23 protein-coding genes are annotated in these 25,313 nt (G+C 66.0%); 15 read left to right on the top strand and 8 right to left on the bottom strand.

What is annotated here, in order from left to right; all coding sequences use genetic code 11:
- Window positions 1–11 precede the first annotated feature (11 nt).
- Window positions 12–773: a hypothetical protein gene (locus QX034_RS02185; RefSeq protein ID WP_315707188.1), complete on the top strand. Its 762-nt coding sequence runs from the start codon at window positions 12–14 to the stop codon at window positions 771–773.
- A gap of 135 nt (window positions 774–908) precedes the next feature.
- On the opposite strand, the gene QX034_RS02180 is transcribed toward QX034_RS02185, so the two are convergent.
- From QX034_RS02180 to QX034_RS02160, 5 genes are all read right to left on the bottom strand, one after another.
- Window positions 909–2,399, bottom strand: coding sequence for an acetyl-CoA hydrolase/transferase family protein (locus QX034_RS02180; RefSeq protein WP_315707189.1), 1,491 nt, complete (start codon window positions 2,397–2,399; stop codon window positions 909–911).
- A gap of 110 nt (window positions 2,400–2,509) precedes the next feature.
- Window positions 2,510–3,010, bottom strand: a complete 501-nt coding sequence (locus tag QX034_RS02175; protein WP_315707193.1) for a CYTH domain-containing protein — start codon at window positions 3,008–3,010, stop codon at window positions 2,510–2,512.
- Between the two features lie 113 nt (window positions 3,011–3,123).
- Window positions 3,124–3,708, bottom strand: coding sequence for a DUF1254 domain-containing protein (locus QX034_RS02170; protein ID WP_315707194.1), 585 nt, complete (start codon window positions 3,706–3,708; stop codon window positions 3,124–3,126).
- Window positions 3,705–4,283 (bottom strand): DUF1214 domain-containing protein, encoded by a 579-nt coding sequence (locus QX034_RS02165; RefSeq protein WP_315707190.1) that lies wholly within the window; start codon window positions 4,281–4,283, stop codon window positions 3,705–3,707. The genes QX034_RS02170 and QX034_RS02165 overlap by 4 nt, the downstream gene beginning before the upstream one ends.
- Before the next feature lie 13 nt (window positions 4,284–4,296).
- Window positions 4,297–6,579 (bottom strand): PBP1A family penicillin-binding protein, encoded by a 2,283-nt coding sequence (locus QX034_RS02160; protein WP_316184305.1) that lies wholly within the window; start codon window positions 6,577–6,579, stop codon window positions 4,297–4,299.
- A 284-nt stretch (window positions 6,580–6,863) separates the two neighbouring features.
- Between QX034_RS02160 and QX034_RS02155 the strand changes: the two genes are divergently transcribed.
- The 3 genes from QX034_RS02155 (at window position 6,864) to QX034_RS02145 (ending at window position 9,665) form a co-directional block, all read left to right on the top strand.
- Entirely contained in the window at window positions 6,864–7,379 is a 516-nt protein-coding gene (locus QX034_RS02155) for a YcgN family cysteine cluster protein (protein WP_315729557.1), read from the top strand.
- A gap of 179 nt (window positions 7,380–7,558) precedes the next feature.
- Window positions 7,559–9,145 carry an MDR family MFS transporter gene (locus QX034_RS02150; protein WP_315707356.1) on the top strand — a complete coding sequence of 529 codons (1,587 nt, stop codon included), beginning with the start codon at window positions 7,559–7,561 and terminating at the stop codon, window positions 9,143–9,145.
- A gap of 265 nt (window positions 9,146–9,410) precedes the next feature.
- Window positions 9,411–9,665 (top strand): hypothetical protein, encoded by a 255-nt coding sequence (locus QX034_RS02145; protein ID WP_315768048.1) that lies wholly within the window; start codon window positions 9,411–9,413, stop codon window positions 9,663–9,665.
- Window positions 9,666–9,704: 39 nt separating this feature from the next.
- On the opposite strand, the gene QX034_RS02140 is transcribed toward QX034_RS02145, so the two are convergent.
- Both QX034_RS02140 and QX034_RS02135 read right to left on the bottom strand, forming a co-directional pair.
- Entirely contained in the window at window positions 9,705–11,300 is a 1,596-nt protein-coding gene (locus tag QX034_RS02140) for an MBL fold metallo-hydrolase (RefSeq protein WP_315765776.1), read from the bottom strand.
- 28 nt (window positions 11,301–11,328) lie between these two features.
- The gene (locus QX034_RS02135; RefSeq protein WP_315729554.1) at window positions 11,329–12,870 is read right to left on the bottom strand and encodes a thymidine phosphorylase family protein; all 1,542 of its coding nucleotides are present in this window, start codon (window positions 12,868–12,870) and stop codon (window positions 11,329–11,331) included.
- A 242-nt stretch (window positions 12,871–13,112) separates the two neighbouring features.
- Here QX034_RS02135 and QX034_RS02130 point away from each other — a divergent pair, with 242 nt between their 5' ends.
- Window positions 13,113–13,277: a Flp family type IVb pilin gene (locus tag QX034_RS02130; protein WP_315707361.1), complete on the top strand. Its 165-nt coding sequence runs from the start codon at window positions 13,113–13,115 to the stop codon at window positions 13,275–13,277.
- A 31-nt stretch (window positions 13,278–13,308) separates the two neighbouring features.
- Here the strand turns inward: QX034_RS02130 and QX034_RS02125 are convergent, their stop codons facing one another.
- Window positions 13,309–14,298: a Ku protein gene (locus QX034_RS02125; protein ID WP_315729553.1), complete on the bottom strand. Its 990-nt coding sequence runs from the start codon at window positions 14,296–14,298 to the stop codon at window positions 13,309–13,311.
- Between the two features lie 249 nt (window positions 14,299–14,547).
- Between QX034_RS02125 and QX034_RS02120 the strand changes: the two genes are divergently transcribed.
- From QX034_RS02120 to QX034_RS02075, 10 genes are all read left to right on the top strand, one after another.
- Entirely contained in the window at window positions 14,548–14,700 is a 153-nt protein-coding gene (locus tag QX034_RS02120; RefSeq protein WP_315729552.1) for a hypothetical protein, read from the top strand.
- Window positions 14,701–15,064: 364 nt separating this feature from the next.
- Window positions 15,065–15,742 carry a response regulator transcription factor gene (locus QX034_RS02115; RefSeq protein WP_315707364.1) on the top strand — a complete coding sequence of 226 codons (678 nt, stop codon included), beginning with the start codon at window positions 15,065–15,067 and terminating at the stop codon, window positions 15,740–15,742.
- A 64-nt stretch (window positions 15,743–15,806) separates the two neighbouring features.
- On the top strand, window positions 15,807–17,183 hold the full coding sequence (locus QX034_RS02110; protein ID WP_315707365.1) for a sensor histidine kinase: 1,377 nt from the start codon (window positions 15,807–15,809) through the stop codon (window positions 17,181–17,183).
- A gap of 115 nt (window positions 17,184–17,298) precedes the next feature.
- Window positions 17,299–18,720 (top strand): hypothetical protein, encoded by a 1,422-nt coding sequence (locus QX034_RS02105; protein WP_315707366.1) that lies wholly within the window; start codon window positions 17,299–17,301, stop codon window positions 18,718–18,720.
- A gap of 127 nt (window positions 18,721–18,847) precedes the next feature.
- Window positions 18,848–19,102 carry a hypothetical protein gene (locus QX034_RS02100; protein WP_315707367.1) on the top strand — a complete coding sequence of 85 codons (255 nt, stop codon included), beginning with the start codon at window positions 18,848–18,850 and terminating at the stop codon, window positions 19,100–19,102.
- 136 nt (window positions 19,103–19,238) lie between these two features.
- Complete coding sequence (gene ccmI / locus QX034_RS02095) at window positions 19,239–20,372, top strand: c-type cytochrome biogenesis protein CcmI (RefSeq protein ID WP_316194961.1); 1,134 nt, start codon at window positions 19,239–19,241, stop codon at window positions 20,370–20,372.
- 31 nt (window positions 20,373–20,403) lie between these two features.
- Complete coding sequence (gene ccmE / locus QX034_RS02090) at window positions 20,404–20,931, top strand: cytochrome c maturation protein CcmE (RefSeq protein ID WP_315707369.1); 528 nt, start codon at window positions 20,404–20,406, stop codon at window positions 20,929–20,931.
- Window positions 20,928–22,910, top strand: a complete 1,983-nt coding sequence (locus QX034_RS02085) for a heme lyase CcmF/NrfE family subunit (protein WP_315807393.1) — start codon at window positions 20,928–20,930, stop codon at window positions 22,908–22,910. The genes ccmE and QX034_RS02085 overlap by 4 nt, the downstream gene beginning before the upstream one ends.
- Window positions 22,911–22,914: 4 nt before the next feature.
- Complete coding sequence (locus QX034_RS02080; protein WP_315807392.1) at window positions 22,915–23,403, top strand: cytochrome c-type biogenesis protein; 489 nt, start codon at window positions 22,915–22,917, stop codon at window positions 23,401–23,403.
- Between the two features lie 135 nt (window positions 23,404–23,538).
- The gene (locus tag QX034_RS02075) at window positions 23,539–24,882 is read left to right on the top strand and encodes a methyl-accepting chemotaxis protein (protein WP_315807391.1); all 1,344 of its coding nucleotides are present in this window, start codon (window positions 23,539–23,541) and stop codon (window positions 24,880–24,882) included.
- Window positions 24,883–25,313 lie beyond the last annotated feature (431 nt).

The raw sequence follows: 25,313 nt of genomic DNA, 5'->3' as shown, positions 1-25,313 counted from the left end.
TGAGAATTGGAATGCCGGACATCTTGGTTCTGGTCCGGCGCGTCGTGCCGGCTGTCACGCTTCTGGCCGCCGGCAGCACGCTCGCCGCCTGCAGCGGCGGCGATTTCGGCCGGACCCGTGCCGATTTCCGCAATGACGACATGCACAAATGGATCGGAGCGGAAGCCACCGCCAGCGTCGGCGTCGCTCCGTCTCAGTTCCAGCTGACGGACAATGAGCGCCAGCTCCGCGATCTCGCTTATCCTCTGATCGAGCCGCCGCATTCCCGCCCCGCCTGGAAGAGCGTGTTCGGTGACTACCAGCCCTCAGCCTCGCCGTGGCGGCAGAAGGTGGTGTTCGACCGCACCGCCTATGGCCGGGCCTTGATCGACGAGCCGCACCGCTCGCACGCCTCGCGCTATGCGCAGCTGATCGACGACGTCCGCGACGACATCACGCGCTTCGAGCCGTTCTTTGCGTCCGCGATTCGCGTCATCGATCTCGACCGCAAGCGTGACGCCAGCATGCGCTACATGGCCGAGCTGTCGCCGCGGGAGAAGGCCGATGCGGTGGCGCGGATGCAGGAGAATTCGCTGATCGTGCAATGGGTGCAGCTCAGCCTGGAGCAGCGCGTCTCGTCCTATCGTTGGGCGCTGGAACGCCTGGTGCTGCAGGCGCCCGACGGAATGGCCGCCGATGCCGACCGCCTGATCGGCGAACTCGCGGCACAGACCGCAAACCCGCCGGTCGCCGCGCGACCGCTGATTCAGCGTCCGCTGACGACGCGAGGCTAATGCAGTCGGAATAAGGAACAGTGTTCCGCCGTCATTGCGAGCGAAGCGACGAAGCAATCCAGAGCCACCAAGGAAATCTGGATTGCTTCGTCGCTACGCTCCTCGCAATGACGAGATCGCCAAGGGCGACGCTCTTTAGCTGGGCCGAATGACGTTGAACGCCTCCTCGAGCAGATGCGGCGTGTGCTTGCCGGGCGACAGCCGGCAGGCGCGCTCGAAATAATCGGCGAGGGCAGGGCGGAACGACGGATGCGCGGTCTTGTCGATGATGATGCGCGCGCGCTGCTTCGGTGACAGGCCGCGCAGATCGGCGAGGCCCTGTTCGGTCACCAGGATCTGTACGTCGTGCTCGGTGTGGTCGACATGGGTGACCATCGGCACGATGCAGGACAGCGTGCCGTTCTTCGCCGTCGACGGCGTCATGAAGATCGACAGATAGCCGTTGCGGGCGAAGTCGCCGGAACCGCCGATGCCGTTCATGATCGCCGTGCCGCGCACATGGGTCGAATTGACGTTGCCGTAGATGTCGGCCTCGATCAGTCCGTTCATGGCGATGACGCCGAGCCGGCGGATCACCTCCGGATGATTGGAGATTTCCTGCGGCCGCAGCACGATGCGGTCGCGCAGGAATTCGATCTCGCGATTGAATTCGAGCGCGGCTTCGGAGCTGAGCGACAGCGCGGTCGCGGAGGCGAGGTCCATGCGGCCGGAGCGGATCAGGTTCAGCATGCCGTCCTGCAGCACCTCGGTATAAGCCGTCAGATGCGGGAAGGGGCCGTCGTCAAGGCCGGCCATCACGGCGTTGGCGACATTGCCGACACCCGACTGCAGCGGCAGCAGGTTGCGTGGCAGTCGTCCCTGCCGCACCTCGAGCTCGAAGAATTCCAGGATATGGCCGGCGATCGCCTTGGAGGTCGCATCGGGCGCCGCAAATGTCGTGTTGCGGTCCGGCGCGTTGGTTTCGACGATCGCAATGACCTTGTCGGGATTGCAGCGATAGGTGGTCTCGCCGATGCGGTCGCCGGGGGCCAGGATCGGAATCGGCTTGCGGTCCGGCGGCAGACGCGTGCCGTAATAGATGTCATGCATGCCGAGCAGCGCCGGGTTCATCCAGGAATTGACCTCTAGGATGACCTTGTCGGCCTGGTCGAGCCAGGTCTTGTTGTTGCCGATCGAGGTCGAGGGGATCAGGCGTCCATCCGGCAGGATGCCGGCGCATTCGATGACGGCGACATCGAGATGGCCGAGGAAGCCGAACCAGGCGAACTGTGCGACATGGCTGAGATGGATGTCGAGATATTCCATGCTGCCGGCATTGATGCGCTCGCGCGTGGTCGGATCTGACTGGTAGGGCAGGCGCAGCTCGATGCCGTTGGCCTTGGCGAGCGCGCCGTCGAGCTCGGGCGCGGTCGAGGCGCCGGTCCACACGCTGATGCGAAACGGCTCGCCGCGGCCATGCGCCACTTCGATACGCCGCGCCAGCGCCTGCGGCACCGCCTTCGGATAGCCTGAGCCGGTGAAGCCGCTCATGCCGACATTGGCGCCCGCCGGGACCAGCGCGGCCGCGTCGTCTGCGGACATCAACTTTGCGCGCAGCGCCTGCGACATCACCAGTGATGAATTCATTATGCCAACACTCCTCCCGATGCCGCTGTCCGCGGCCATAACAGCGAGGCTGTTTAGGGCCCGCATCAACCCTCTGATTTGACCCGCATCAAATTACGGACGTCGGCGGGTCACGCCCCTGCCAGGGACGGTTGGCGGACAATGGCGCGCAGGGCGCGCGGGCCTTCCGCCAGCAGGTTGCTCTTGCTGTAGCGCGGATTGCCGGTGATCTCCTCGCCGACCCAGTCGGGCAGGTGAACGGTTGCGGATTCGCTCGGCAGCTCGATCTCGGCAATCACGACGCCGTCGAGAACGTCCTGATAGACGTCGACCTGCCAGATTCCACTCTGGCCGGGCACGTAGTAGCGGGTCTTTTCCAGGATGCGGCCGCCGCAATGGGCAAAGATCGCCGCGGCATGCTCGCGCGGAATCTCATACTCGAATTCTTCGCGCGAGATCCCCTGACGGCCGCCTTTCACGCACAGCGTGGTGCGATCCCCGTAACAGCGGATGCGAACTTTCAGATCGTGCTCACGGGCGACGAGGCCGTCCCGCAATCGTTCGCTATGGGTCGCCTGGTCCCGCCAGGAGTCGTTCTTGACGAGAAACTTTCGTTCGATTTCGACCGGCATGAGCAGATGAGGGGCGATGCGCTGATGTCGCTGATACGTCATATCAGCTTACCGCAGCAAGCCACTATGCAACAATGGGTGAAGAGCCGGCTCTTGAAGCTTCCACCGGGAGATCAACGCTTGCCGCGCGGCTTTTCGACCTTCGCCGGCGGCTCGCTCTGGATGCCGCATTTGGCCGCCGCGAGCGAGGCCTGGGCCTGCGGCATCAGTCCGGGCTCCGGCGCCAGCGCTTTCAACACGATCAGGCCGGTCGGCGTCGGCGAATCGATGATCAGCCGGTCGGCCGCGGTGATCTCCTCGTCCTCCGGCAGGTCGCCGTGCTGCGCCTCGGTCATCAGGTCGAGCTCGATGACGCGTTTGCCCGCGGAGCGGTCGTTGATCGCATAATAGGCGATCTCGTTGCGCGTGTAGAACGACACCGACGTATAGGCTTGGCTCACCGGCACCGTCAGGTTGAGCGGGCCGTCAGCGAGATCGTAGCGGCAGACGGCGACCGCAAATGCCGGATCCATGAACGGCATCGGCGAGGTGTTGGGATCGGCGAGCGGCAACGGCGTCACCGCGTTGAGCGCGGTCATCGGCGTCAGCCGCGAATAGGCGTCCTGGGTCGCAATCCGCGGCAGCGCCAATACGCTGACCAGATGCACGACGCCGCCGAGCAGCACGCCGACGATGATGGTGAACAGCAGCCGGATCACGGGCACCCCACTGTTCTGATCGAGGGCATCGGCGCGTCGCGCTGGGTGCGCGTCGCGACCCCGACGGGCGTGTCGTAGAGCCGCAGCATCAGCGCATAGCGCTCGATGCCGCCGGTCGGCAGCCAGTTCCCGGAGCGCGAGCGCGAGGCGATGTGGATCTCGAACGAGCCGTCGGCGGCGCGCACGATCTCCTGGCTGGTGAAGCCATAGCGTTGCAGCGCATTGGCGACGAGATGGCCCTTCCGGTCATAGAGCGTCAGAGTCCAGAACCGCGCCGGCGGCGTGACGCCGGAGACGAGGATATCGCAGCGGCCGTCGAGCGGCTTCTTCTTGTCGTCGGTCGTTGCGGAGAAGGCGATGCCGTCGCCGGTGCCGATCGGCAGCTCGCCGTTCCGCGTGATGGTGGCGCGCGCATAGGGGTCGATGTCGGCGGTGCCGGTCTTGGGGCGGGCGGTCCAACTGCCGATCGTCAGCGTGTTGAACTCGGTGCCGCGCGTCGTCGTCATCCAGGTCGCGCCGATGCCGACGCCGGTGGCGATCAGAAGAGCCAGCAAGGTGATGAGGAGCAGCCGCACGGGATCGCTAAAGTCAGTTTTTGCGCAAAGCAGGGTCGGCGTCGCCGGAAGGCGCCGCCGCGGCATAATTTTCCGGGAAGGCGAGCGCGCTCGACGAGACCGGTTTGGCCGGCTTCTGGCCGTCGCTAGGGGCAGCCTTGTCCGCGGTTCGCGCGGCATCGTCGAGCATTTTCTCGACCTGCACCAGGATCTCGGCGCCGCGCCGGGTCAGGACCGGCGGCGGACCCGGCTTGATTTCGGGAGTCTTCGGCGCGCCGGCCGACGCCATGGCCTGGGCCGCGCCTTCTTTCGGCAGCTTCTCGCCCATGCCGACGCCGGGCAGCTCCTTGATCTCGACGCCCTCATGCGCGACCGTCATGATGTCGTGCCAGGTCTGCGCCGGCAGCGAGCCGCCGGTCATGCGGTTGGTCGGCGAATAATCGTCGTTGCCGTACCAGACGGCGCAGGTGAAGTTGCCGGTGTAGCCGACGAACCAGGCATCGCGATAGGCGTTGGTGGTGCCGGTCTTGCCGGCGGTCGGAATGCCGTCCAGCGCGGCGCGCCGCGCGGTGCCCTCGCTGACCACGTGGCTCATCATGCCCGCCATGTCGGCGGCGATGGAAGCCGGAATCGCCTGGCGCGGCTTCGGCCCGTCGCGGTCCCAGCGCCAGACCAGATCGCCGGTACCGGTGCGCACTTCGAGGATCGAATGCGGCGTCACCGCCTTGCCCCGGTTCGGGAACGTGGCGTAGGCGACCGCGTGCTCGAGCACGGTGACCTCGTCGGAGCCGATCGGCAGCGACGGCGTATCCGGCAGCGGCGCCTTGATGCCGAAACGGCGCGCCACCTCGATGATCTTGGCCCGGCCGGCCTTGGGTCCCTGCTTGCCGCCGAGCGCGATCGACAGCTTCACCGGCACGACGTTGATCGAGCGCGTGATCGCCTGGGTCAGCGTCACCGTGCCGGAGTAGGAGTGACCATAGTTCTGCGGGCACCAATTGCCGATGCAGACCGGCCCGTCGACGATGGTCGAGGTCGGCTTGTAGCCGTTGAGCAGCGCCGTCGTGTAGACGTAAGGCTTGAAGGACGATCCCGGCTGCCGATAGGCGTCGACCGCGCGATTGAACTGGCTGGCGCCGTAGTCGCGGCCGCCGACCATGGCGCGGACGCCGCCGTCGAGATCGGCGACCACGGTCGCCGCTTGCGTCGCGTGATAGTCGCGGCCGAACTGGCGCAGCTGGTTCTCGATCGCCTCGTCCGCGGCGTGCTGGACGTTCATGTCGATCGAGGTGCGGACGACGAACACGCGCTCGATGTAGGATTTCGGGAACGTGTCGACCAGCTTATGCATCTCGTCGAAGGCGTAGTCGAGGAAGTAGTTTGGCGAGCTTTCGTCGCGGCGATCGACCGCGAAGGCCGGGTTGCGGCGGGCGCCGAACACCTGGCCCTCGGTCATGAAGCCGGCATCGACGAGGTTGTCGAGCACCTGGTTGGCGCGGGCGCGGGCGGCCGGCAGGTTGATGTGGGGGGCGAATTTGGTCGGCGCCTTGAACAGGCCGGCCAGCATCGCCGCTTCCGCGAGGTTGATGTCGCGCACCGACTTGTTGAAGTAGAAATGCGCCGCGCCGTCGACGCCGAAGGTGCCGCCGCCCATATAGGCGCGGTCCAGATAGAGCTTCAGGATCTCGTTCTTGGTGAGCCGGGTCTCCAGCCAGATCGCCAGGAACGCCTCGTTGATCTTGCGCTCGATGGTGCGCTCGTTCGACAGGAACAGGTTCTTGGCGAGCTGCTGGGTGATCGAGGAGCCGCCCTGGCGCACGCCGCCGGCCTGGGCGTTGGTGACCAGCGCGCGGATGGTGCCGGCGACGTCGATGCCGAAATGATCGTAGAAGCGGCGGTCCTCGGTGGCGAGCGTCGCCTTGATCAGATTGTCCGGAAAGTCTTCCAGCGGGATCGAATCATTATGCTTGATTCCGCGGCTGCCGATCGGGTTGCCGTAGCGGTCGAGGAAGGTGACGGCGAGGTCGGACTTCTTCAGCCAATCCTCGTCCGCGGTCTCGCGGAAGGCCGGGATCGCAAGCGCCAGCAGCAGGACGAGGCCGCCGAGCCCGATGGTGGCGGCCTCCGACAGTGGCTCGACGAACACCCAGCGCTTCCAGCCACCGACATAGAAGCGGTCCATGAAGGCGGAATAGCGCTCGTAGAGCTCGCGGACGCCGCGGCCGGACGAGAACAGGGTGGAGTCGATCCGCGCGTCCCAATCCAGCAGCAGATGCCGGAATTTCGTCTTCCACTCTGGTGGGATGATCTGGCGCACGGAAAACCTGGTCTCTACGAAAGCCGATCAGCTGCAAGATGCGCTCGACCACCGGCTGGGCCATCGGATGGTCTTGCGGGACTGTTGCGGCAAACCCATGGCGCTTCGGTTGCGCCGGGCATGACTCGATGTCTTATCTAGCCGAGCGGGGGGCACAAACCAATGGTGATGCTCACAAATTGATGGGGCAAGCCTCATCTGGTCTCATGGAACCGCGATGTGGCCCTTGCGCCGGCCTGCCGCGCACCCCTAGATGCCGGCCATCTGTGACCCGGACCCCAAAGATGACCGCACCGCTCAAACGTCCCTCCGGCCAGGAAGGATCTTTCTGGAAAACCAAGACCTTGGAGGAGATGTCCGAGGCCGAATGGGAGAGCCTGTGCGATGGCTGCGGACGTTGCTGCCTGGAGAAGCTGGAGGACGAGGACACCGGCAGGATCTATTTCACCCACATTGCCTGCAAGCTTCTGGATGCCGGCCTATGTGCCTGCAAAAATTATGAAAATCGTTCCGAAACGGTACCGGATTGCGTTCGTCTGACACCTGAGAATGTTCGCACCATTACCTGGCTGCCGCCGAGCTGCGGCTACCGCTTGGCGGCCGAAGGGCGCGATCTCTATTGGTGGCACCCGCTGATCTCCGGGGATGCTCAGACGGTACATGAGGCCGGCGTGTCCGTGCGCGGCCGGGTCGAAGGCAGTGAGGACAACGTGCCCGTCGACGAGCTCGAGGACCACATCGTGCAGTGGCCGGTGCTGCTGCCCAAGCGTGCCAGGCTGAAGCGCCGGCCCACCAAATAGCGCGCAGAGGGGCCGCTCACTTCGCGCTCGCAGCAACTCACATCGCCGCGACCCGCTGCCCGGTGCAGGCATGCGGCCATGCGCAAGAGCCGCTGCCGCGAGGGAAACTTATCCCTTAGATCATTGGCTGCTCAGCGAATCTTCGCGGTGCCCATCGCGCGCCGGACAACATTATTCCCATGAACAAGTTTGAACGGCAGAGCCGCTATCCTGCCGCCGCCACTTCCGTGCCCGAAGAGATCGCCGCCGAATTGCCGGCGTTGCCGCCGCAGATGCAGGCGATCGAGGACGCGCCGTCGATCGCGCCACAGGCGCCGCTGACCCGGGCCGAGGTTCGCACCATCATCATGAGCCTGCTGCTCACGATGTTCCTGGCCGCGCTCGACCAGACCATCGTGGCCACGGCGCTGCCGACCATCGGCCGCGAGTTCCAGGACGTCGCCAACCTGTCCTGGGTCATCACCGCCTACCTCCTGGCGTCCACTGCGGTGGCCCCGGTGTTCGGCACCTTGAGCGATATCTATGGCCGCCGCGCCATGATCATCACTTCGCTCACTTTGTTCATCGCGGGTTCCGTGGTCTGTGCGCTGGCGCCGAGCATGCCGGTCCTGATCCTTGCCCGCGGCCTGCAGGGGCTCGGTGGCGGCGGCATCATGCCGGTGGTGCAGACGGTCATTTCGGACGTGGTCAGCCCGCGCGAGCGCGGCCAGTACCAGGCCTATTTCAGCAGCGTCTGGATGGTGGCCGGCCTGCTCGGGCCGGTGATCGGCGGCTTCTTCGCCGACCACCTGCACTGGTCGATGATCTTCTGGATCAATCTGCCGCTTGCGATCGGGGCGCTCGCGCTGCTGCTGCCGAACATGGCGCGGATCCCCGTCTATCACCGCATGCGTAAGGTGGATTGGGCCGGCGGCCTGTTGCTGATGGGGTCCGCCGTGGTGTTCATGCTGGTCCTCACCTGGGGCGGCCATAAGCTCGCCTGGCTGTCGCCGACCCTCCTGGCCATGATCGGCACCGCGGTGGCGCTGGCGCTCGTCTTCGTCTGGCATGCGCGCCGCGCGGCCGAGCCGTTCCTTCCCTTGTCCCTGATCGGCGGCACGGTCGTGCCTTACGGCCTGTTGACGAGCGGCTGCGCGCTCGGTGCCATGATCGGGCTCACGGTGTACCTTCCGCTCTATTACGAAGTGGTCTACCACCTGTCCGCCAGCGAAGCCGGGCTCGGGCTCATTCCGCTGGCGGCGATCTCCACGCTGGGCGCGGCCGTTGCCGGCCGCACCATGGCGCGGGTCAAGCACTATAAGCGCGTCGCGATCTTCGGCACCCTGGTCGCGACCGTGGCGGCTGCCGTCATGACGCTCACGACCCCATCGCTCTGGATGCTGCTGCTGCTGCTCTCGGTGTTCGGCATCGGCCTCGGTACGCCGTTTCCGATCTGCGTCGTGTCGCTGCAGAATGCGGTGCCGCGTTCGCAGATCGGCACCATCACGGGCGGAATGAACTTCTTCCGCGCCATGATGTGCTCCTTCACCGTGGCGGCCTTCGGCGCCATCCTGTTGACGGTGTTGGGCGCGGATGTCTCGCTGGCCGAGGGCGCGAGCGGCTCGGTCAGCGGCATCGCGGAAGCCGACATGGTCCACGCCTTCCGCTTCGTCTTCGGTGCGGCCACTGCCATGCTGGGCTGTGCCGCTGTCTGCATGATCCTGATGGAAGAGCGGCCGCTCGCCGGGCCAGCCGCGCGGCCGGAGGCCATCGAGATGGCGGAGTAGCGGGGGCGCAGGCTCAGCGAGCGGCTGCCGGGCTTCTCTGACACGGTGTTGCGTGGTATCGATGTGGCATGACAACCGCTGAAGAGATCGAAAAGGCCGTGGAACAGCTCGCTCCCGCTGAGCTCGTACGGTTTCGGGCGTGGTTTGAGGCGTTTGAGGCACGCAACTTTGATGCCAGGATCGAGCGCGACGCCCGTGCCGGCAGACTTGATGCGTTGGCGGCGGACGCGCTTGCGGAGCACCGCACTGGCCGCTCCCGGGACTTGTGAAACACCGCGCCTCCCAGAGGTTCTGGGCGGCGTATGAGGCGCTGCCGTCAGCAGTTCGACGGCTTGCTGATGAGAATTTCGACCTCCTCAAACGTGATCCGCGCCATCCCTCCCTGCATCTCAAGAAGGTCGGTAACTACTGGTCAGTCCGTGTCGGTCTGCAGTACCGGGCGCTCGCAGTCGAAGTCGAGGACGGATTGCTCTGGTTCTGGATCGGCTCGCATGCCGCCTACGACAGGCTGATTGGCTGACTGCCAATTGGCTTTCACCGCCACCACCCCTGATGAAGATTAGGTGCCTTCCAGCGCCCGCCGCAGCCGGCGGACGATGACGCCGCGGGCGCGGTCGTCGGCGGCCTGCTCGATGCGCGCGTTGATGTCGAGCATGAGCTCCGACATGTCGTTGTGCCAGTCCAGCCGGGTGACCGCCTCCGGCGCGAGCCGGCGGCGGTGGGCGACGTCGAGCGGCATCGGCACCGCGGTTGTGAGCTCATAGACGTCGTCGAGCAGCGGCTCGAACAGTTTTGCCGAGGGAAGGATCCGCTCGGCCACGCGCGCCGCAAGTCCGGAAATCGCGGCGTCTTCGCCATGGACCAGGAACAGGCCGCGGCCGATGGGACGGCGCGCTGCGATCCAGCGTGCGACCTCGGCACTGTCGGCGTGACCGGAGTAGTCGTCCAGCATGCGGATGCGCGCGGCGACCCTGATCTCTTCGCCCTGGATGCGTACCGCCTTGACGCCGTCCTGCAGGAAGCGGCCGAGCGTGCCGCGCGCCTGATAGCCGACCAGGAGCACGGTGGCATGGCTGTTCCAGAGCCAGCGCTTCAGGTGATGACGGATGCGGCCCGCATCGCACATGCCGCTTGCGGCGATGATGATGTGGAAGCCGGTGAGTTTCGCGATCGCCTTGCTTTCGTCGACCGTCTCGGTGAAGCGCAGATGCGGCGAGGAGAGCAGGCGGCTGACATCGATGCTGCTGTCGAGGCTTGCGGCATGCTGCCGGAACACCTCGGTGGCACGGATCGCCAGCGGCGAGTCCAGGAAGATTGGAGCCGGCGCGATCGCGCCGCTGTCCATGAGCGCGACGAGATCGACGATCAGCTCCTGGGTGCGCTCGACCGCGAAGGCCGGGATCAGCAGCGCGCCCTTCGCCGCCGCGGCGTCGCGCACCTCCGCGGCGAGCCGCTCGCGCCGCAGCTCCGGCGTCGTGCGCTCGCGGGTGCGGTCGCCATAGGTGGATTCCGAGAGGACGTAGTCGAACCCCGCCGGCGCCTGCGGATCGGGCTGCAGCAGCTTGGCATCGGGGCCGATGTCGCCTGACACGAGCAGCCGTAGCGGTGAGCCGTCAGCGCCTTCACCCGCAATCTCGATCTCGATCGAGGCGGAGCCGAGCAGGTGGCCGGCATTCCAGTAGCGGGCTCGCACACCGGGGATGACGTCGGTCCAGCTTTCATAGTCGACCGCTTGGAAGGCGCGCATCGCAGCCACCGCGTCGGCCTGGGTATAGATCGGGCTCACCTCGGGACGGCCGCGCGCGGCGTTGCGGCGGTTGAGTGCGAGCACCTCCTGTTCCTGAATGTTGCCGGCGTCCGGCAGCATGTAGGAGCAGAGATCGATGGTGCCGCGCGTCGCCAGGATGCGTCCGCGGAAGCCGTCCTTCACCAGCTTCGGGACCAGGCCGCTGTGGTCGATATGGGCGTGCGTCAGCAGCACGGCGTCGATGTCGGAAGGGCGGAACGGGAAGTCGCCGTAGTTCAACTCCTTGAGCGTTTTCTGGCCCTGGAACAGGCCGCAATCGACGAGAAAACGACCGGCATCCGTTTGCAGGAGATAGCAGGCACCGGTCACGGTGTGCGCTGCGCCGCAAAACCGCAATGTGACGCTCATAATTTGCGCTCCGAATCGTCGCTCGCCATCACCGTGTGCCGCCGTCGAGGAACGGCGACGGACCCAGCGTATAGCCGTCGGCTGCTTTGGCCGCCGCGGCGGCGAGATCATGCTCCGAGGGATCGCAGGTGAACACGCGATAAAGCGGCTCGCCCTGCTCGACACTGTCGCCGATCTTCTTGAACAGGCGGATGCCGGCGCCCTTGTTGATCGGGGCGCCGGCGGTGCGCGCCAGCCGGTTCAGCTGCAGGCAGTCGATCGCGCTGATGACGCCGTCGCGCTCGGCCTTGACGTCGAAGGCAAGATCGCCGAGCCGGCTCTGGCATTCCGGCGGCCCCTGCGCGTCGATGATCTTCTGCATCTGCTTCATGGCCGCGCCGCTGTCGAGCAGGTCGCGCGCGCGACCGTAGCCGGCGCCGCCGCGCAATTGCGGGTCGTATTCGAGCAGATGCGCGGCGAGCCGCAGCGACTTCTCCCGGAGATCGGCCGGCGCCGCCGGATCATTGGCCAGCACGGCCATCACGTCTCTCGCCTCCAGCACCGGGCCGATCCCGTTGCCGATCGGCTGGCGGCCATCGGTCGTGATCACCTCGACCGCGATGCCGAAGCGGCCCCCGACGAACTCGAACAGCTTGCGCAGCCGCATCGCCTCCGCGCCGCTGGTCAGCTTGGCGGTCGGCCCGACCGGCAGGTCGACCAACAGATGCGTGGAGCCGGCGGCAAGCTTCTTGGACATGATCGAGGCGACCATCTGCTCGCGGGTGTCCAGGCTAAGCGGACGCTCGACCGAGATCAGGATGTCATCCGCCGGCGACAGGTTCACGTGACCGCCCCAGATCAGGCAGCCGTTGCAGGCGGCGACGATCGATTTCATTTCCTCGGCGCTGACATTGACCCGTGCAAGCACTTCCATCGTGTCGGCGGTCCCGGCCGGCGATGTGATCGCCCGCGATGATGTCTTCGGGATCGGGAGGCCATGGGCGGCGACGATCGGCACCACGACCATCGATGTGCGGTTGCCCGGAATGCCGCCGATGCAATGCTTGTCGACGACGATGGGCGCGTTCCATTTCAGCTGCGTGCCGGCGCTGGCCATGGCGCCGGTCAATGCCAGCAGTTCGCCCGAGGTCATGAAGCTCGCGGAGCCGATCAGGAAGGCTGCGATCTCCATGTCCGAGTAGCGGTAATGGCAGAGGTCCTCAATGACGGAGGCAATGGCCTTGTCGCTGAAGGTCTCACCGCGGATCTTGGCGCGGACGGCTTCCAGGCTCTCGGGAGGTGTAGCGGGCGAAACGCTCGCGAGGGTGCCGACCGGCTCGGCAAAGCGGCGCAGCGCTGGTTCGGACAGGCCGATTTCGTCGGGCCCGACCAGGCCGTCATCGTCCGTGATCAGGAGCGTGGCGAGCAGGACGCGCGAATTGCAGCGCAGCTCGACGCGGCTGAAGCCGCGGAAGACCTCGGGCCGCAGCGCCCTGGACCGGCGTGAAATCACCACGACGTTTTCGCGCCCCGTATCCAGGGCGACGCTTCGGATGCGGAGCTGCGGACGTGAGGTATCGGGAGCGGTCATGGGCCACAAATTGGATCGGGAACGTCATCCATAAGCCACTGGTTCGAGACGCCTTTGACCCAGATCATGCAGGTGCGATCGGCGTGCGGATGTCGCGGAATCTTGGCAATATTGGCCGGTCTATTCGATCGAATTAACCTATTTTTCAACCCGATCTCCGAGGGTCCATCGACTCGAAGCCCCTTCATTTGTACGTCCCAGAATGACGTAAGACGATTTTGACCCGCCGACCGGAGCCTGGCATGCGCGAGATGATTGCGAAGTTCTTCGAGGATCGGGCCGCTGCCACTTCGATCGAGTATGCGATCATTGCTGGGATGCTCAGCATCGTCATTCTGGCCGCCGTCAACGGCATGGGCACGACGCTGAGCGGCAAGTTCTCCTCGGTCAACAGCTCGCTCAAGTAAGATCGAGCGGCTCGCGGGGAGAGGAGGGACCTCAGCTGACCTTCCTGGTTCGCGTCGTGCTGCGGACCGGTTTTTCGGACTTCTTCGTCTCCTGCTTCTCGGCCTGCTTCTCTGTTTCCTTGGCCTTCTTGCCGCTGATCGGCAGCAGCATCTCGCGCTGACCTTCGACCCGCTTCTTCGTCCGCTTGGCCTTGGACTTCGCAACGGGCGTTTCCTTGGGCGCTGCGACCGCCGCCGCTTGGTCTGTGCCGGCGAGGCTGCGCTTGAGCGCATCCATCAGGTTGATGACATTGCCGCTGGTCTTGGGCGCCGCCTTGGCCGTGATCGTCATACCGCTGCGCTTCTTGTTGATCAGGTCGATCAGCGCCGTCTCGTAATGATCCTCGAACTTCTCCGGTTCGAAATCGGCCGACTTCCGCTCGACGATGTGCTTGGCGAGATCGAGCATGTCCTTGGTGATCTTCACATCCTGGATGTCGTCGAAATAGTCCTGCTCATTGCGAACCTCGTAGGGGTAGCGCAGCAGCGTCCCCATCAGCCCTTTGCCGAGCGGCTCCAACGCAATGATGTGTTCGCGGTTGGTCAGCACGATGCGGCCGATTGCAACCTTGTTCATGCTGCTGATGGTCTCGCGGATCACGGCGAAGGCGTCATGGCCGACCTTGCCGTCGGGGACCAGATAATAGGGGCGGATCAGATAGCGATTGTCGATCTCGCTGCGTGGCACGAACTCGTCGATCTCGATCGTATGGGTGGATTCCAGCGCGACGTCCTCGAGCTCGTCCTTGGTCACCTCGATATAGGTATCGGTGTCGACCTTGTAGCCCTTGACGATGTCCTCGTTGGCGACCTCTTCGCCGGTCTCCGCGTCGACCTTGGAATATTTGATCCGATGGCCGGTCTTGCGGTTGATCTGGTTGAACGCGACCTTTTCGGATTCCGACGTCGCCGGATAAAGCGCGACCGGACAGGTCACGAGCGACAGGCGCAGAAAACCCTTCCAATTGGCGCGCGGGGCCATGACCTACTCCGAACTGGGTGACTCCAAACTCGACGATTTGACCGATCGCAGCAATGACGGTCCGAAAGGATAACACCCGGCCTCCCGGATTCAAGCAACGCGGCAAGCCGAATTTTGCATCGGCGTTAACCGGTCGTCGCAGGCTGCCGGGGAGCCGGAACATCGTCTGGCATGGGACGTTGCACCGGGCATAACGACGAAAATCGCCTTTTGCTGATACACCTTGCAGATACCATGGAGCTGAGCGTCATGGCCACGAGACGACAGTCGCAGATCGTCGAAACCCCGACCGAGGCCTGGCAGGGCGAGCCTGGTCCGTCGGTTTTCGCGATGCTGGCCATTTCGACTGGACTGGCTTTGTTGATCCTCGGCCTGATCTGGTTCGTGTTCTTCCACACCTGAGCGAGCAGGCGGCGGCGTCGGGCTACCGGCGCTGCCGCATGTGGCATCCGCCAGCCGGCAGCCGAGGCGGGTGCAAGCCCAAGCCCAATAGAGCGCAAGTTGGCGTCCGGAACCTCGCCCCTTGCGATCTGAGCCCCGTCGCGCAGTGCGCCGTCGGCACCTCACCCAGGGTGCGGGCTTCCCCAATGCCTCATCCAACGTCTATACCCTCCAATATCTTTGCACGCTGGCCGGGCCGAACCTGCGCTGCGGCTTTGATGACCAAAAAGTAAGGTCGGCGACACGGTTCCGTTCATGGACGGTTCACGGCGTTCCGGCTCATCTTGAAGGCACGAAATCGTGCAGTTCACCTCTGGAGGCAAGCGTGCGCCTGCTCGTTGTCGAGGACGACCCGGATCTCAATCGCCAGCTCACGGCGGCGCTGACCGATGCGGGTTACGTGGTCGATCGCGCCTTCGATGGTGAAGAAGGTCACTATCTGGGCGACAGCGAGCCCTACGATGCCATCGTGCTCGATATCGGCCTGCCCAAGATGGACGGCATTTCGGTGCTCGAAGCCTGGCGTCGCAACGGTCGCTCGATGCCGGTGTTGATTCTCACCGCGCGCGATCGCTGGAGCGACAAGGTCCAGGGCTTCGATGCGGGCGCCGACGATTATGTCGCCAAGCCGTTTCATATGGAGGAGGTGCTGGCGCGCATCCGCGCGCTGTTGCGGCGCTCTGCCGGCCATGCCCAGAGCGAGCTGACCTGCGGCCCGGTGACCCTCGACACCCGCACCAACAAGGTCACGGTCTCCGGCAATCCGGTCAAGATGACCTCGCACGAGTACCGCCTGTTGCAATATCTGATGCACCATGTCGGCCGCGTGGTGTCGCGCAGCGAGCTGGTCGAACATCTTTACGACCAGGACTTCGACCGCGACTCAAACACGATCGAGGTGTTCGTCGGCCGCATCAGAAAGAAGCTCGACGTCGACGTGATCCAGACCGTGCGCGGTCTCGGCTATCTCCTGACCCCGCCGCCATCCTCGCCGAGCAGCTGAGCCGGGCGCGAGCGGCCTGCCGTCGCGGGTGGCCGAACACGAGACCTTCCGCTAATTTGCCGCCATGCGCCAAAGTTCGCTCGCCACCCGGCTGTTCCTGTCCGCGACCGCGTGGCTCGTGGTGATCCTCGCGATCACCGGGATCGTGCTGTCGTCGGTCTACCGCAACGCCACCGAACGGGCCTTCGATCGCCGTCTCAACCTTTATCTCCGCACCTTGATCGCGGAAGTGGCGACTCCCGACGACCCGCCGGACCGCCAGTTCCAGTCCTTGGGCGAGCCGCTGTTCGAGCTGCCGCTGTCCGGCTGGTACTGGCAGATCACGCGCACGGATAGCGACAAGCCGGACGTGCGCGCCTCGCGCTCGCTGTGGGACAAGAAACTGCCGAAGCTGGAGGACGAGGGCATTGAGCTGTCCGCGGCCGGCATTCGGATCGGCTATGTCGAAGGGCCCGAGAACCAGGAGCTGCGCATGGTCGAGCGTCCGGTCGATCTCGGCGCGGACGGCAAGTTCCTGGTCAGCGTCGCCGGCGACGCCTCGGAGATCTTCGACGAGACCAGGAGCTTCGACTATTACCTCGGCGGCACGTTCACCGCGCTCGGCATCGTGCTGCTGCTCACCACGCTGTTTCAGGTCCGTTATGGCCTCGCGCCCTTGAAGCGGATTTCCGAAGGCATCGCGGACATCCGATCCGGGCGGGCGGAGCGGCTGGAGGGCGAGTTTCCGGTCGAGATCGCGCCGCTGGCGCGCGAGACCAATGCGCTGCTGGACGCCAACCGGGAGATCGTCGAGCGTGCCCGCACCCATGTCGGCAATCTCGCCCATGCGATCAAGACGCCGCTGTCGGTGATCGTAAACGAAGCCGCCGTGCATCGTGCCGATCCGTTCGCGACCAAGGTGATGGAGCAGGCCGATGTGATGCGCGACCAGGTCGCTCATCATCTCGAGCGGGCGCGGCTGGCGGCGCGCGTCACCATCGTCGGCACGGTCACCGAGGTGGCGCCGACGATCGAGGCGCTCAGGCGAACCATGGAAAAGATCCATCGCGAGCGCGGCATCGTCGTGGAGGCGACCGCCGATCCGCAGGCCAGGTTTCGCGGCGAACGGCAGGACCTCGAAGAGATGGCCGGCAACCTGGTCGACAATGCCTGCAAATGGGCGACCTCGCGGGTCTCGATCGAAGCCGCGCTCATGCCGCCCGCGCAAGCAGGGGCCGCTCCGATGCTGCGGATCGTCGTCGACGATGACGGGCGCGGGCTGTCGGCGGCCGAGCGCGCCCAGGTCTCGCGCCGCGGCCAGCGGTTGGACGAGTCCAAGCCGGGCTCCGGGCTGGGGCTGTCGATCGTCAGCGATCTGGCGGCGCTCTATGGCGGGAGTCTGACCCTGTCCGACGCGCCGATCGGCGGCTTGCGGGCCGAGTTGAAGCTGCCGGCGATCTGAGGCCGAGGCCGGCGAAATTTGCCACCCTAAAGGGGTTCTTAACATCGCTCCCCCTATGTTGAGCGGGACGGGGACGCGTTTGGCGCGCCGCCTACGTTGAAATGCATGCCGGCGCATGGGTCAGACAGCTCACGAACGCTTAAGGGACTATCTCGGGCAGCTGCCGCCGCAGGCGCAGGCGCTGCTGATGCGGGAATTCGAGCGTGCGATCGAGCGTGGCCAGGATGTGGCGGTCGCGACACTGGTGCTCGAGCAGTTGCGCAAGGTGATTCGGACCGAGGCTCATGTCGCGTCTGCCAAGCCGGCGCCGGCTGCTGAGCCGCGCGAGAGCGGCGATGCGCCGCGCCGCCTGTTCCGGCCGATCGAGCCGTTTCTGACCGAAGCCAGCGGGGCCGTCAGGCCCGGACAGATCCGCAAGTCCTCGCTGATGCCGGTGTGGCTGTGGCTGGGGCGCGAAGGCGCGCCGGACAAGACCCGTGACTACGAGGACGCCATCTCCGCCCACGGCGAGAATTCACGCGAGGCCGACATGGCCGCGCGGAAGCTGCAGCTCGCGGCTGCCGAGGCGTTGATGAAGCTGGTCGGGCCGAACGCGACCGGCGACCGGCAGCGGGCGCTGGCCCGGATCGGGACGCCGACCGTGATCGAGGACCTGTTGCCGATCGCGCTCGTCCTGCAGAACCGCGAAGCCCTCGACGGCCTCAATGGCCGGCTGCCCGGCATGATCCGCGCCCTCGGCGATTCCCAGATCGCCTCGGTGACCGACGCCATCAACGTGCCCTCGCTGCAGACCCCGCAGATGCTTCCCTTCGCGCTGTCGATGGTGACGCAGCGGCTGGTCGCGCCGTGGCAGATCATCCGGCTTGCGATCAAGATCGCCGCCTCCGATGACGAGATCCGGGTCGCAGCCACGCCCTATGGCGTTGCCGTCACGATGGCGCTGTACGATCTGGCCAATCTCGCCGCGGGACTGCGCGCCGATATCAGGCGCGGCCATTTCGCCAATCTCGGCGACACGTTGAAGACCTTGCACGACGGCGTCCGCGGCCTGCGCACCGAGCTCGATCTGCGCAGCGAATCGACCTGGGGCAAGCAGCTGACCGCGATCCGGGCCGACATCTCCAACGCCTTGCAGTCCGAGATCGACAGTGTCCCGGGCCGCGTCCGGCGCATCCTGCGCCAGCGCGCCGACAAGGACATTCCGCCCGGCGCCGGCGTGGATGGCAGCGAGGTCGAGGAAGTCGCCGCGCTGATCGAGTTCGTCGCGGTCTGCCGCACCTATGCCAGCGAGCTTGCGATCAACGAGGTGACGCTGCGCACCTATTCCGACCTGCAGCAATATGTCGAGAAGGCAACTGAGGCGCTGGTGCAATCGCTGCGCAGCGGCGATGCCAGGGCGCGGGCCTACAGGCAGTCGCAGGTCAACGCCGCGATCAAGTTCTGCGGCGTGCTGTTCGGCCAGGATTATGCCGCGCTGATGAGCCGGGCCGCCGAGAATGCGGCGAGCGGTGAGCGCAAGACTTCACGCGCCGGTTAAGGATTCGTCCACGATAATTAGTACGAGATCGACTGGTACAATTACCGGTTGACCGTCGCGCAGCTTCGCGCGTACGGTCGATTATATCATTTCATTTGTTCATTCGATTACGTCCATGATTTCCATTTTGAATTTCGTCGAGCTCGAGAATCGAGTTGTTGCAGCTACGTATCGCAATCTCATGGTGAAGGCCAAGGTCGTGCTGATCGACGCGAGCGGCGCGCAACTGGCTGATCCCGTCGTCACGATCACCTCGCGGATGCCGGTGGGGGCGGTGCGCATGAGGCTCCCCGAGTCGGTCGGGCCGGGAACCTACTGCCTGATGGCGCTGAACTCGCGGGGCGACGTCGTCGCCAAAAGCTGCGCGTTCGAGGTGGCCTAACTACGTAGTGATCCTGAGTTTTTCGCCTCCGTCTGCCGGGGTACCAAGCGGCCAATTGTGAATTGCCGCAAGGAGCGGCGCTGGCTAAAAGCGGCGCACGGCGCTTGCCGGTGAGCGCCGCCTGGAACTCTGCCCGATGACCCCTTGGTTCGTGTTCGCGCTGATGACGGCCGCGGCGATCTTTGCCGTCCTGTTGCCTTTGGGGCTCGGCGCGCGCAGCGCCGCCGGGCAGGAGGTTGCTGTCTACAAGGACCAGCTGGCGGAAATCGAGCGCGATCTGTCCACCGGGCTGATCGGCAAGACCGAGGCGGAGGCGGCCCGTGTCGAGATCGGCCGCCGCCTGCTTGCGGCCGCAGACCAGGACGAGGCACAGCCGGCCGGCAAGAGCGTCGGCATGCGCCGCACGGCCGCCGTGCTGGCGCTGGTCGGCCTGCCGATCGTCGCGCTCGCGGTCTATCTGCCGCTCGGCTCGCCGCAGCTGCCGGATTTTCCGCTGGCCGCCCGCAGCAGCCAGCCGGGCGGCTCCCAGCCGCTGGAGGCGCTGGTGGCGCAGGTCGAGCAGCATCTGCAGTCCAGCCCGACCGACGCGCGGGGCTGGAGCGTGCTGGCCCCAGTGCTGGCCCGACTCGGCCGCTCTGACGACGCAATCCGCGCCTATCGCAACGCCATCACTTACGGCGGCGACAAGGCCGCGCTCCGGGCCGATCTCGGCGAAGTTCTCATCGCGACCGCCGGCGGAGTGGTCACGGCTGACGCCAAGACCGAGCTCGAGCGGGCGCATGCGCTCGACGCCGACGAGCCGAAGGCGAATTATTTCCTGGGCCTTGCGGCCGAGCAGGACGGGCGCAAGGCGGATGCCGGCGCGATCTGGCGGGCGATGCTCGCCAAGGCGCCGGCCGATGCGCCGTGGCGCCCCTTGGTGACGGCCTCGCTCGGCCGCGTCGGCGGCGGCCAGCCTCCGGCGGGCCAACCTCCTGCGGGCGTCGAGGCCCCGGCGCTGCCTGCCGAGGCCATGGCGGCGGCCAAGAACATGAAAGAGGGCGATCGCGAGGCGATGATCCGTGGCATGGTGGATCGCCTCGCCACCCGCTTGAAGCAGAACGGGGACGACGTTGACGGATGGTTGCGGCTGGTGCGCGCCTATATGGTGATGGGCGATCTCGACAAGGCCAGGAGCGCATTGTCGGATGCCCGCCAGGCGGTCGCCAACGACGAGACGCGTTTGCGGCAGCTCAACGAGGGCGCCAAGACGTTCGGGTTGGATGGATGAGCAGGGGGCTCCCTGCGGTCAGGATGACGGGATGACGCGGAAACAAAGGCGGTTGACGATCATCGGCGGCGCGCTCGCCGTGCTTGCGGTTGCGGCGGCGCTGGTGCTCAGCGCGCTGCGCGATTCCATCGTGTTCTTCTCGACCCCGACCATGGTCGCGGAAAAGCATGTCGCGCCCGGCACGCGTTTCCGGCTCGGCGGCCTGGTGCAGCCGGGCTCGCTGGTCCGCGGTCAGGACCTCGCGGTAACCTTCGAGGTCGCCGACGGCGGCGCCAAGCTCCCCGTCTCCTACAAAGGCATTCTGCCGGACCTGTTCCGCGAAGGGCAGGGCGTGATCGCCGAAGGCGCGCTCGATGCCGGCGGCGTGTTCAAGGCCGACACCGTGCTCGCCAAGCATGACGAGACCTACATGCCCAAGGAAGTCGCCGATGCCCTGAAGAAGCAGGGGCACTGGAAGGACGATTACGGCAAGCCGCGCCCGGCCAAGCCCGGCCCGGTCTCGATGCGCGACGGCGCCGAGCGCAGCGCGACGGCCACGGCGACGGGAGCGACGGAGTGATCGCCGAGAGCGGACATTATGCGCTGGTGCTGGCGCTGGGCCTTGCCCTGATCCAATCCGTCGTGCCGTTGATCGGGGCGCGCCTGCGCGATCCGGCGCTGATGAACGTCGCGCGCGCCGCCGCCCTGGCGCAGTTGGTGTTTGCCGGCGGCTCGTTCGTGGCGCTGGTCACGCTGCACGTGATCTCGGACTTCTCAGTCGCCAACGTGTTCGAGAACTCGCACTCGATGAAGCCGCTGATCTACAAGATCACCGGCGTCTGGGGCAACCACGAGGGCTCGATGCTGTTGTGGGTGTCGATCCTGGCGCTGTTCGGCGGCCTGGTCGCAGCCTTCGGCAACAATCTGCCGCTGTCGTTGCGGGCGCGGGCGCTCGCGGTGCAGGCCTGGATCGCCAGCGCCTTCTATCTCTTCATCCTGACCACCTCGAACCCGTTCGCGCGGCTGGCCAATCCCCCGCTCGAGGGCCGCGATCTCAATCCCATCCTGCAGGACATCGGCCTCGCCGTGCATCCGCCGATGCTCTATCTCGGCTATGTCGGCTTCTCGATCTCGTTCTCCTTTGCCATCGCCGCCTTGCTCGAGGGCCGGATCGACGCCGCCTGGGCGCGCTGGGTGCGGCCCTGGACCTTGCTGGCCTGGATCTTCCTCACCCTCGGCATCGCGATGGGCTCCTATTGGGCCTATTACGAGCTCGGCTGGGGCGGCTGGTGGTTCTGGGATCCGGTCGAGAACGCCTCGCTGATGCCCTGGCTGGCCGGCACCGCGCTGTTGCATTCGGCGCTGGTGATGGAGAAGCGCAACGCGCTGAAGGTCTGGACCATCCTGCTCTCGATCCTGACCTTCTCGCTGTCCCTGCTCGGCACTTTCCTGGTGCGCTCGGGCGTGTTGACCTCGGTGCATGCCTTCGCCACCGACCCGACCCGCGGCGTGTTCATCCTGCTGATCCTCTGCGTCTTCATCGGCGGCAGCCTGACCCTGTTCGCGGGGCGGGCGTCCTCGCTGAAGCAGGGCGGGCTGTTCGCGCCGATCTCCCGCGAGGGCGCGCTGGTGCTCAACAACCTGCTGCTGACCACGGCCTGTGCCACCGTGTTCGTGGGCACGCTCTATCCGCTCGCGCTGGAGGTGCTCACCGGCGAGAAGATCTCGGTCGGTGCGCCGTTCTTCAACCTCACCTTCGGTCCCTTGTTCGTGCCGCTTCTGGTCGCCGTCCCGTTCGGGCCGATGCTGGCCTGGAAGCGCGGCGACCTCGTCGGCGCCGCCCAGCGCCTGCTGGCGGCCGGCATCGCGGCCCTGGTTGCGGTCGCCATCGCCTGGGCCTGGGCCCGCGGCGGCAGTGCGCTGGCCCCGCTGGCGATCGGGCTTGCGATCTTCGTCATCGCCGGCGCCGCGGTCGATCTCGCCGAGCGCCTCGGCCTGTTCCGGCTGCCGGCAAGGATCTCGCTGCATCGGGCGCGCGGCCTGCCGCGGGCGATGTGGGGCACCGCCTTCGCCCATGCCGGGCTCGGCGTCGCGCTGATCGGCGTGGTCTGCGAGACCACCTGGAACAGCGAATTCATCGGCACGCTGCGCCCGGGCGACGTCCGGGGGCTGGCGGGCTACGAGCTCAAATTCGACGGCATGTCGCAGCGGCAGGGGCCGAACTACAACGAGGTCGTGAGCAAGTTCACGGTGAGCCTCGATGGCAAGCCCATCGGCGTGATGGCGCCGTCCAAGCGCAGCTTCACCACGCGCGGGATGTCGACGAGCGAGGCCGCGCTGATGACGCGCGGCGTCAGCCAGCTCTACCTCTCGCTCGGTGATGCCACCCCCGACGGCGGCATCGCCGTGCGCGCCTATCACAAGCCGCTCGTGGCGCTGATCTGGTTCGGTCCGGTGCTGATGGCCTTCGGCGGCCTGTTGTCGCTGTCCGACCGCCGCCTGCGCGTCGGCGCGCCGCAGCCTGCGCGCAGCCTGCGCGGGCTTCAGCCGGCGGAGTAGGGCGATGCGGCGACTTCTCAGCGCAGCGATTCTGTTGCTCGCCCTGGCGATATCGCCGGCGGTGCACGCCGTGCAGCCGGACGAGATCATGGCCGATCCGGCCAAGGAGGCGCGCGCGCGCAATTTGTCGCGCGAATTGCGCTGCATGGTCTGCCAGAACCAGTCGATCGACGATTCCGAGGCGCCGCTGGCGCGCGACCTCAGGCTCCTGGTGCGCGAGCGCATCGCCGCCGGCGACAACGACAACCAGGTGATCGATTTCCTGGTGGCCCGCTACGGCCAGTTCGTCCTGCTGAAGCCGCGCTTCGAGCGGGAGACGCTGCTGCTCTGGCTGCTGCCGCCGCTGGTATTGCTGGGTGGCGGCCTCGCGCTGTGGCTGCAGGTGAGGCGGCGCGGACGGCGCGCAGGCACCTCCGCACCGGGGCTCAGCGCGGAGGAGGAGGCGCGGCTGGCCGCGCTGATGTCGGCCGGGCCGCCGCCGCCTGCGGCCTGAACGGTATTTTCGTGGAAATATAACGGCGCTGCAGCCTGTCCATCCGCATTCGCCACGGGATGGAGCTTACCGCTTATTTTACCTTTCTCTGAAACTTTGCTGGCAGTCCTTCCCTGTGGTGACTGAGCAAAGCCGATGTTCTCGAACAGCAATCTGACGATCCGCGTCCTGGTGGGAGGCGTCGTGGCGTCTCTTCTGTTCCTGCTGGCGATCGGCGGCGGCACCGGCTTCATCGCGGTGCTCTACCTCAACAATCACATCACCAGCCTGTCGTCGGATTTCGCCGCCTTGAGCGGACCGGCCCGCGACCACGCCATGCTGATCTATCAGCAGGCGCAATCGGCCTTCTCCTATTTCCTCCTCGCCTGCGCCGTCATCGCCGTGTTCGCCAGCATCGTGTGCCTTGCGACCTATGCGGCCGTGCAGAACGGCATCCTGCGCCCGCTCGCCGCGATGGTGAGCGCGATGCGTGACGTCGCCGACCAGAAGTTCGACACCCGCATTCCCGGCCTCGGCCTGTCCAACGAGATCGGCCTGCTCGCGGGTGCGCTGGAAGTGTTCAAGACCAACGGCATGGAGCGGCAGCGCCTGGCCGAGCGCGAACGCCAGGAGGCGCAGCGCCAGGGCGAGCGCTCCCGCTATCTCGGCGGTCGCATCGAGACCTTCAACGACATGGTGGCTGGCGTCGTCGGCAGCGTCGCGTCCTCGGCGATCAGGCTGAAGAGCAACGCGGAGACGCTGTCGCGCGCCGCCAACGACACCTCGACCAAGGCCAACGCGGTGGCCGCTGCGGCCAGCCACGCCAATCGCAGCGTGCAGACGGTCGCGGGCTCGACCGAGGAGATGACGCAGTCGATCGGCACGATCAGCCGGCGCGTCTCCGATGCCACCCAGCGCGCCGAAGGCGCCGCCGCCCAGGCCGAGAAGAGCAAGGACACGATCCACTCGCTCTCCGACGCCGCCGAGAAGATCGGCGCCGTGGTGCAGCTGGTGCAGGCGATCGCCTCGCAGACCAACCTTTTGGCGCTCAACGCCACCATCGAGGCGGCGCGGGCCGGCGAGGCCGGCAAGGGCTTTTCGGTCGTGGCCTCCGAGGTGAAGAACCTCGCCGACCAGACCAGCAAGGCGACCGACGAGATCTCCGCGCATGTCGCCAGCATCCAGGGCATCACCGCCGAGACCCGCGGCGCCATCGACGGCATCTCCACCACGCTGTCGGAGATCAGCGCGATCATGTCCGGCATCGAGGTCGACACCTCGCAGCAGCGCAACGCCACCCAGGACATCTCCAAGAGCGTCCAGGAGGCCGCGCGCGGCACCCTCGACGTCTCCAACCACATCGCCCAGATCACCTCGACCTCGGCCGAAACCGGCAAGATGGCCAACGACGCCCGCGACGCGGCGGTCGAGCTGTCACAGCAGGCCGAGACGCTGAAGCGCGAGGTGGATGCGTTCATCGTGAGCGTCAAGGCGAGCTGAGGGGCGGGCGCTTCCGGGCCTCATGGTTCTCGAGGCGATGCGAAGCATCGTCCGGAGACGCGCCGCAAGCGGCGCTCCTCACCATGAGGGTCTGAGATGTCGCCGCGCAGAAAGTCCTCATCCCGAGGAGCCCGCCGGAGGCGGGCGTCTCGAAGGATGGCCGCAAAGACTCTGCCGGCCACGACAGCTTCACTTGCGACAGGCGGGTCGCTTGCAATCTGCGAAATGAGAGTAGGGCGGATTAGCGCAGCGTAATCCGCCATGATCGACCGTGACTGCCGCGCGGCGGCTTACGCCTGCGGCTAAGCCGCGCTACATGTTGAGAATATAGCCGCTGGTGCAGTTGGGTGGGAACCGCCTCACCTGAGCTTTCTAACTGAAAAACCAGCGAAATTTCGATTTCGCTACACGGCCTTTGTAGCAGGTTTTTG

Origin of the sequence: Bradyrhizobium sp. SZCCHNR3119, from assembly GCF_032487775.1 — a bacterium.
Classification (GTDB): Bacteria; Pseudomonadota; Alphaproteobacteria; order Rhizobiales; family Xanthobacteraceae; genus Bradyrhizobium.
This window is presented reverse-complemented; position numbering and strand designations above follow the sequence as displayed.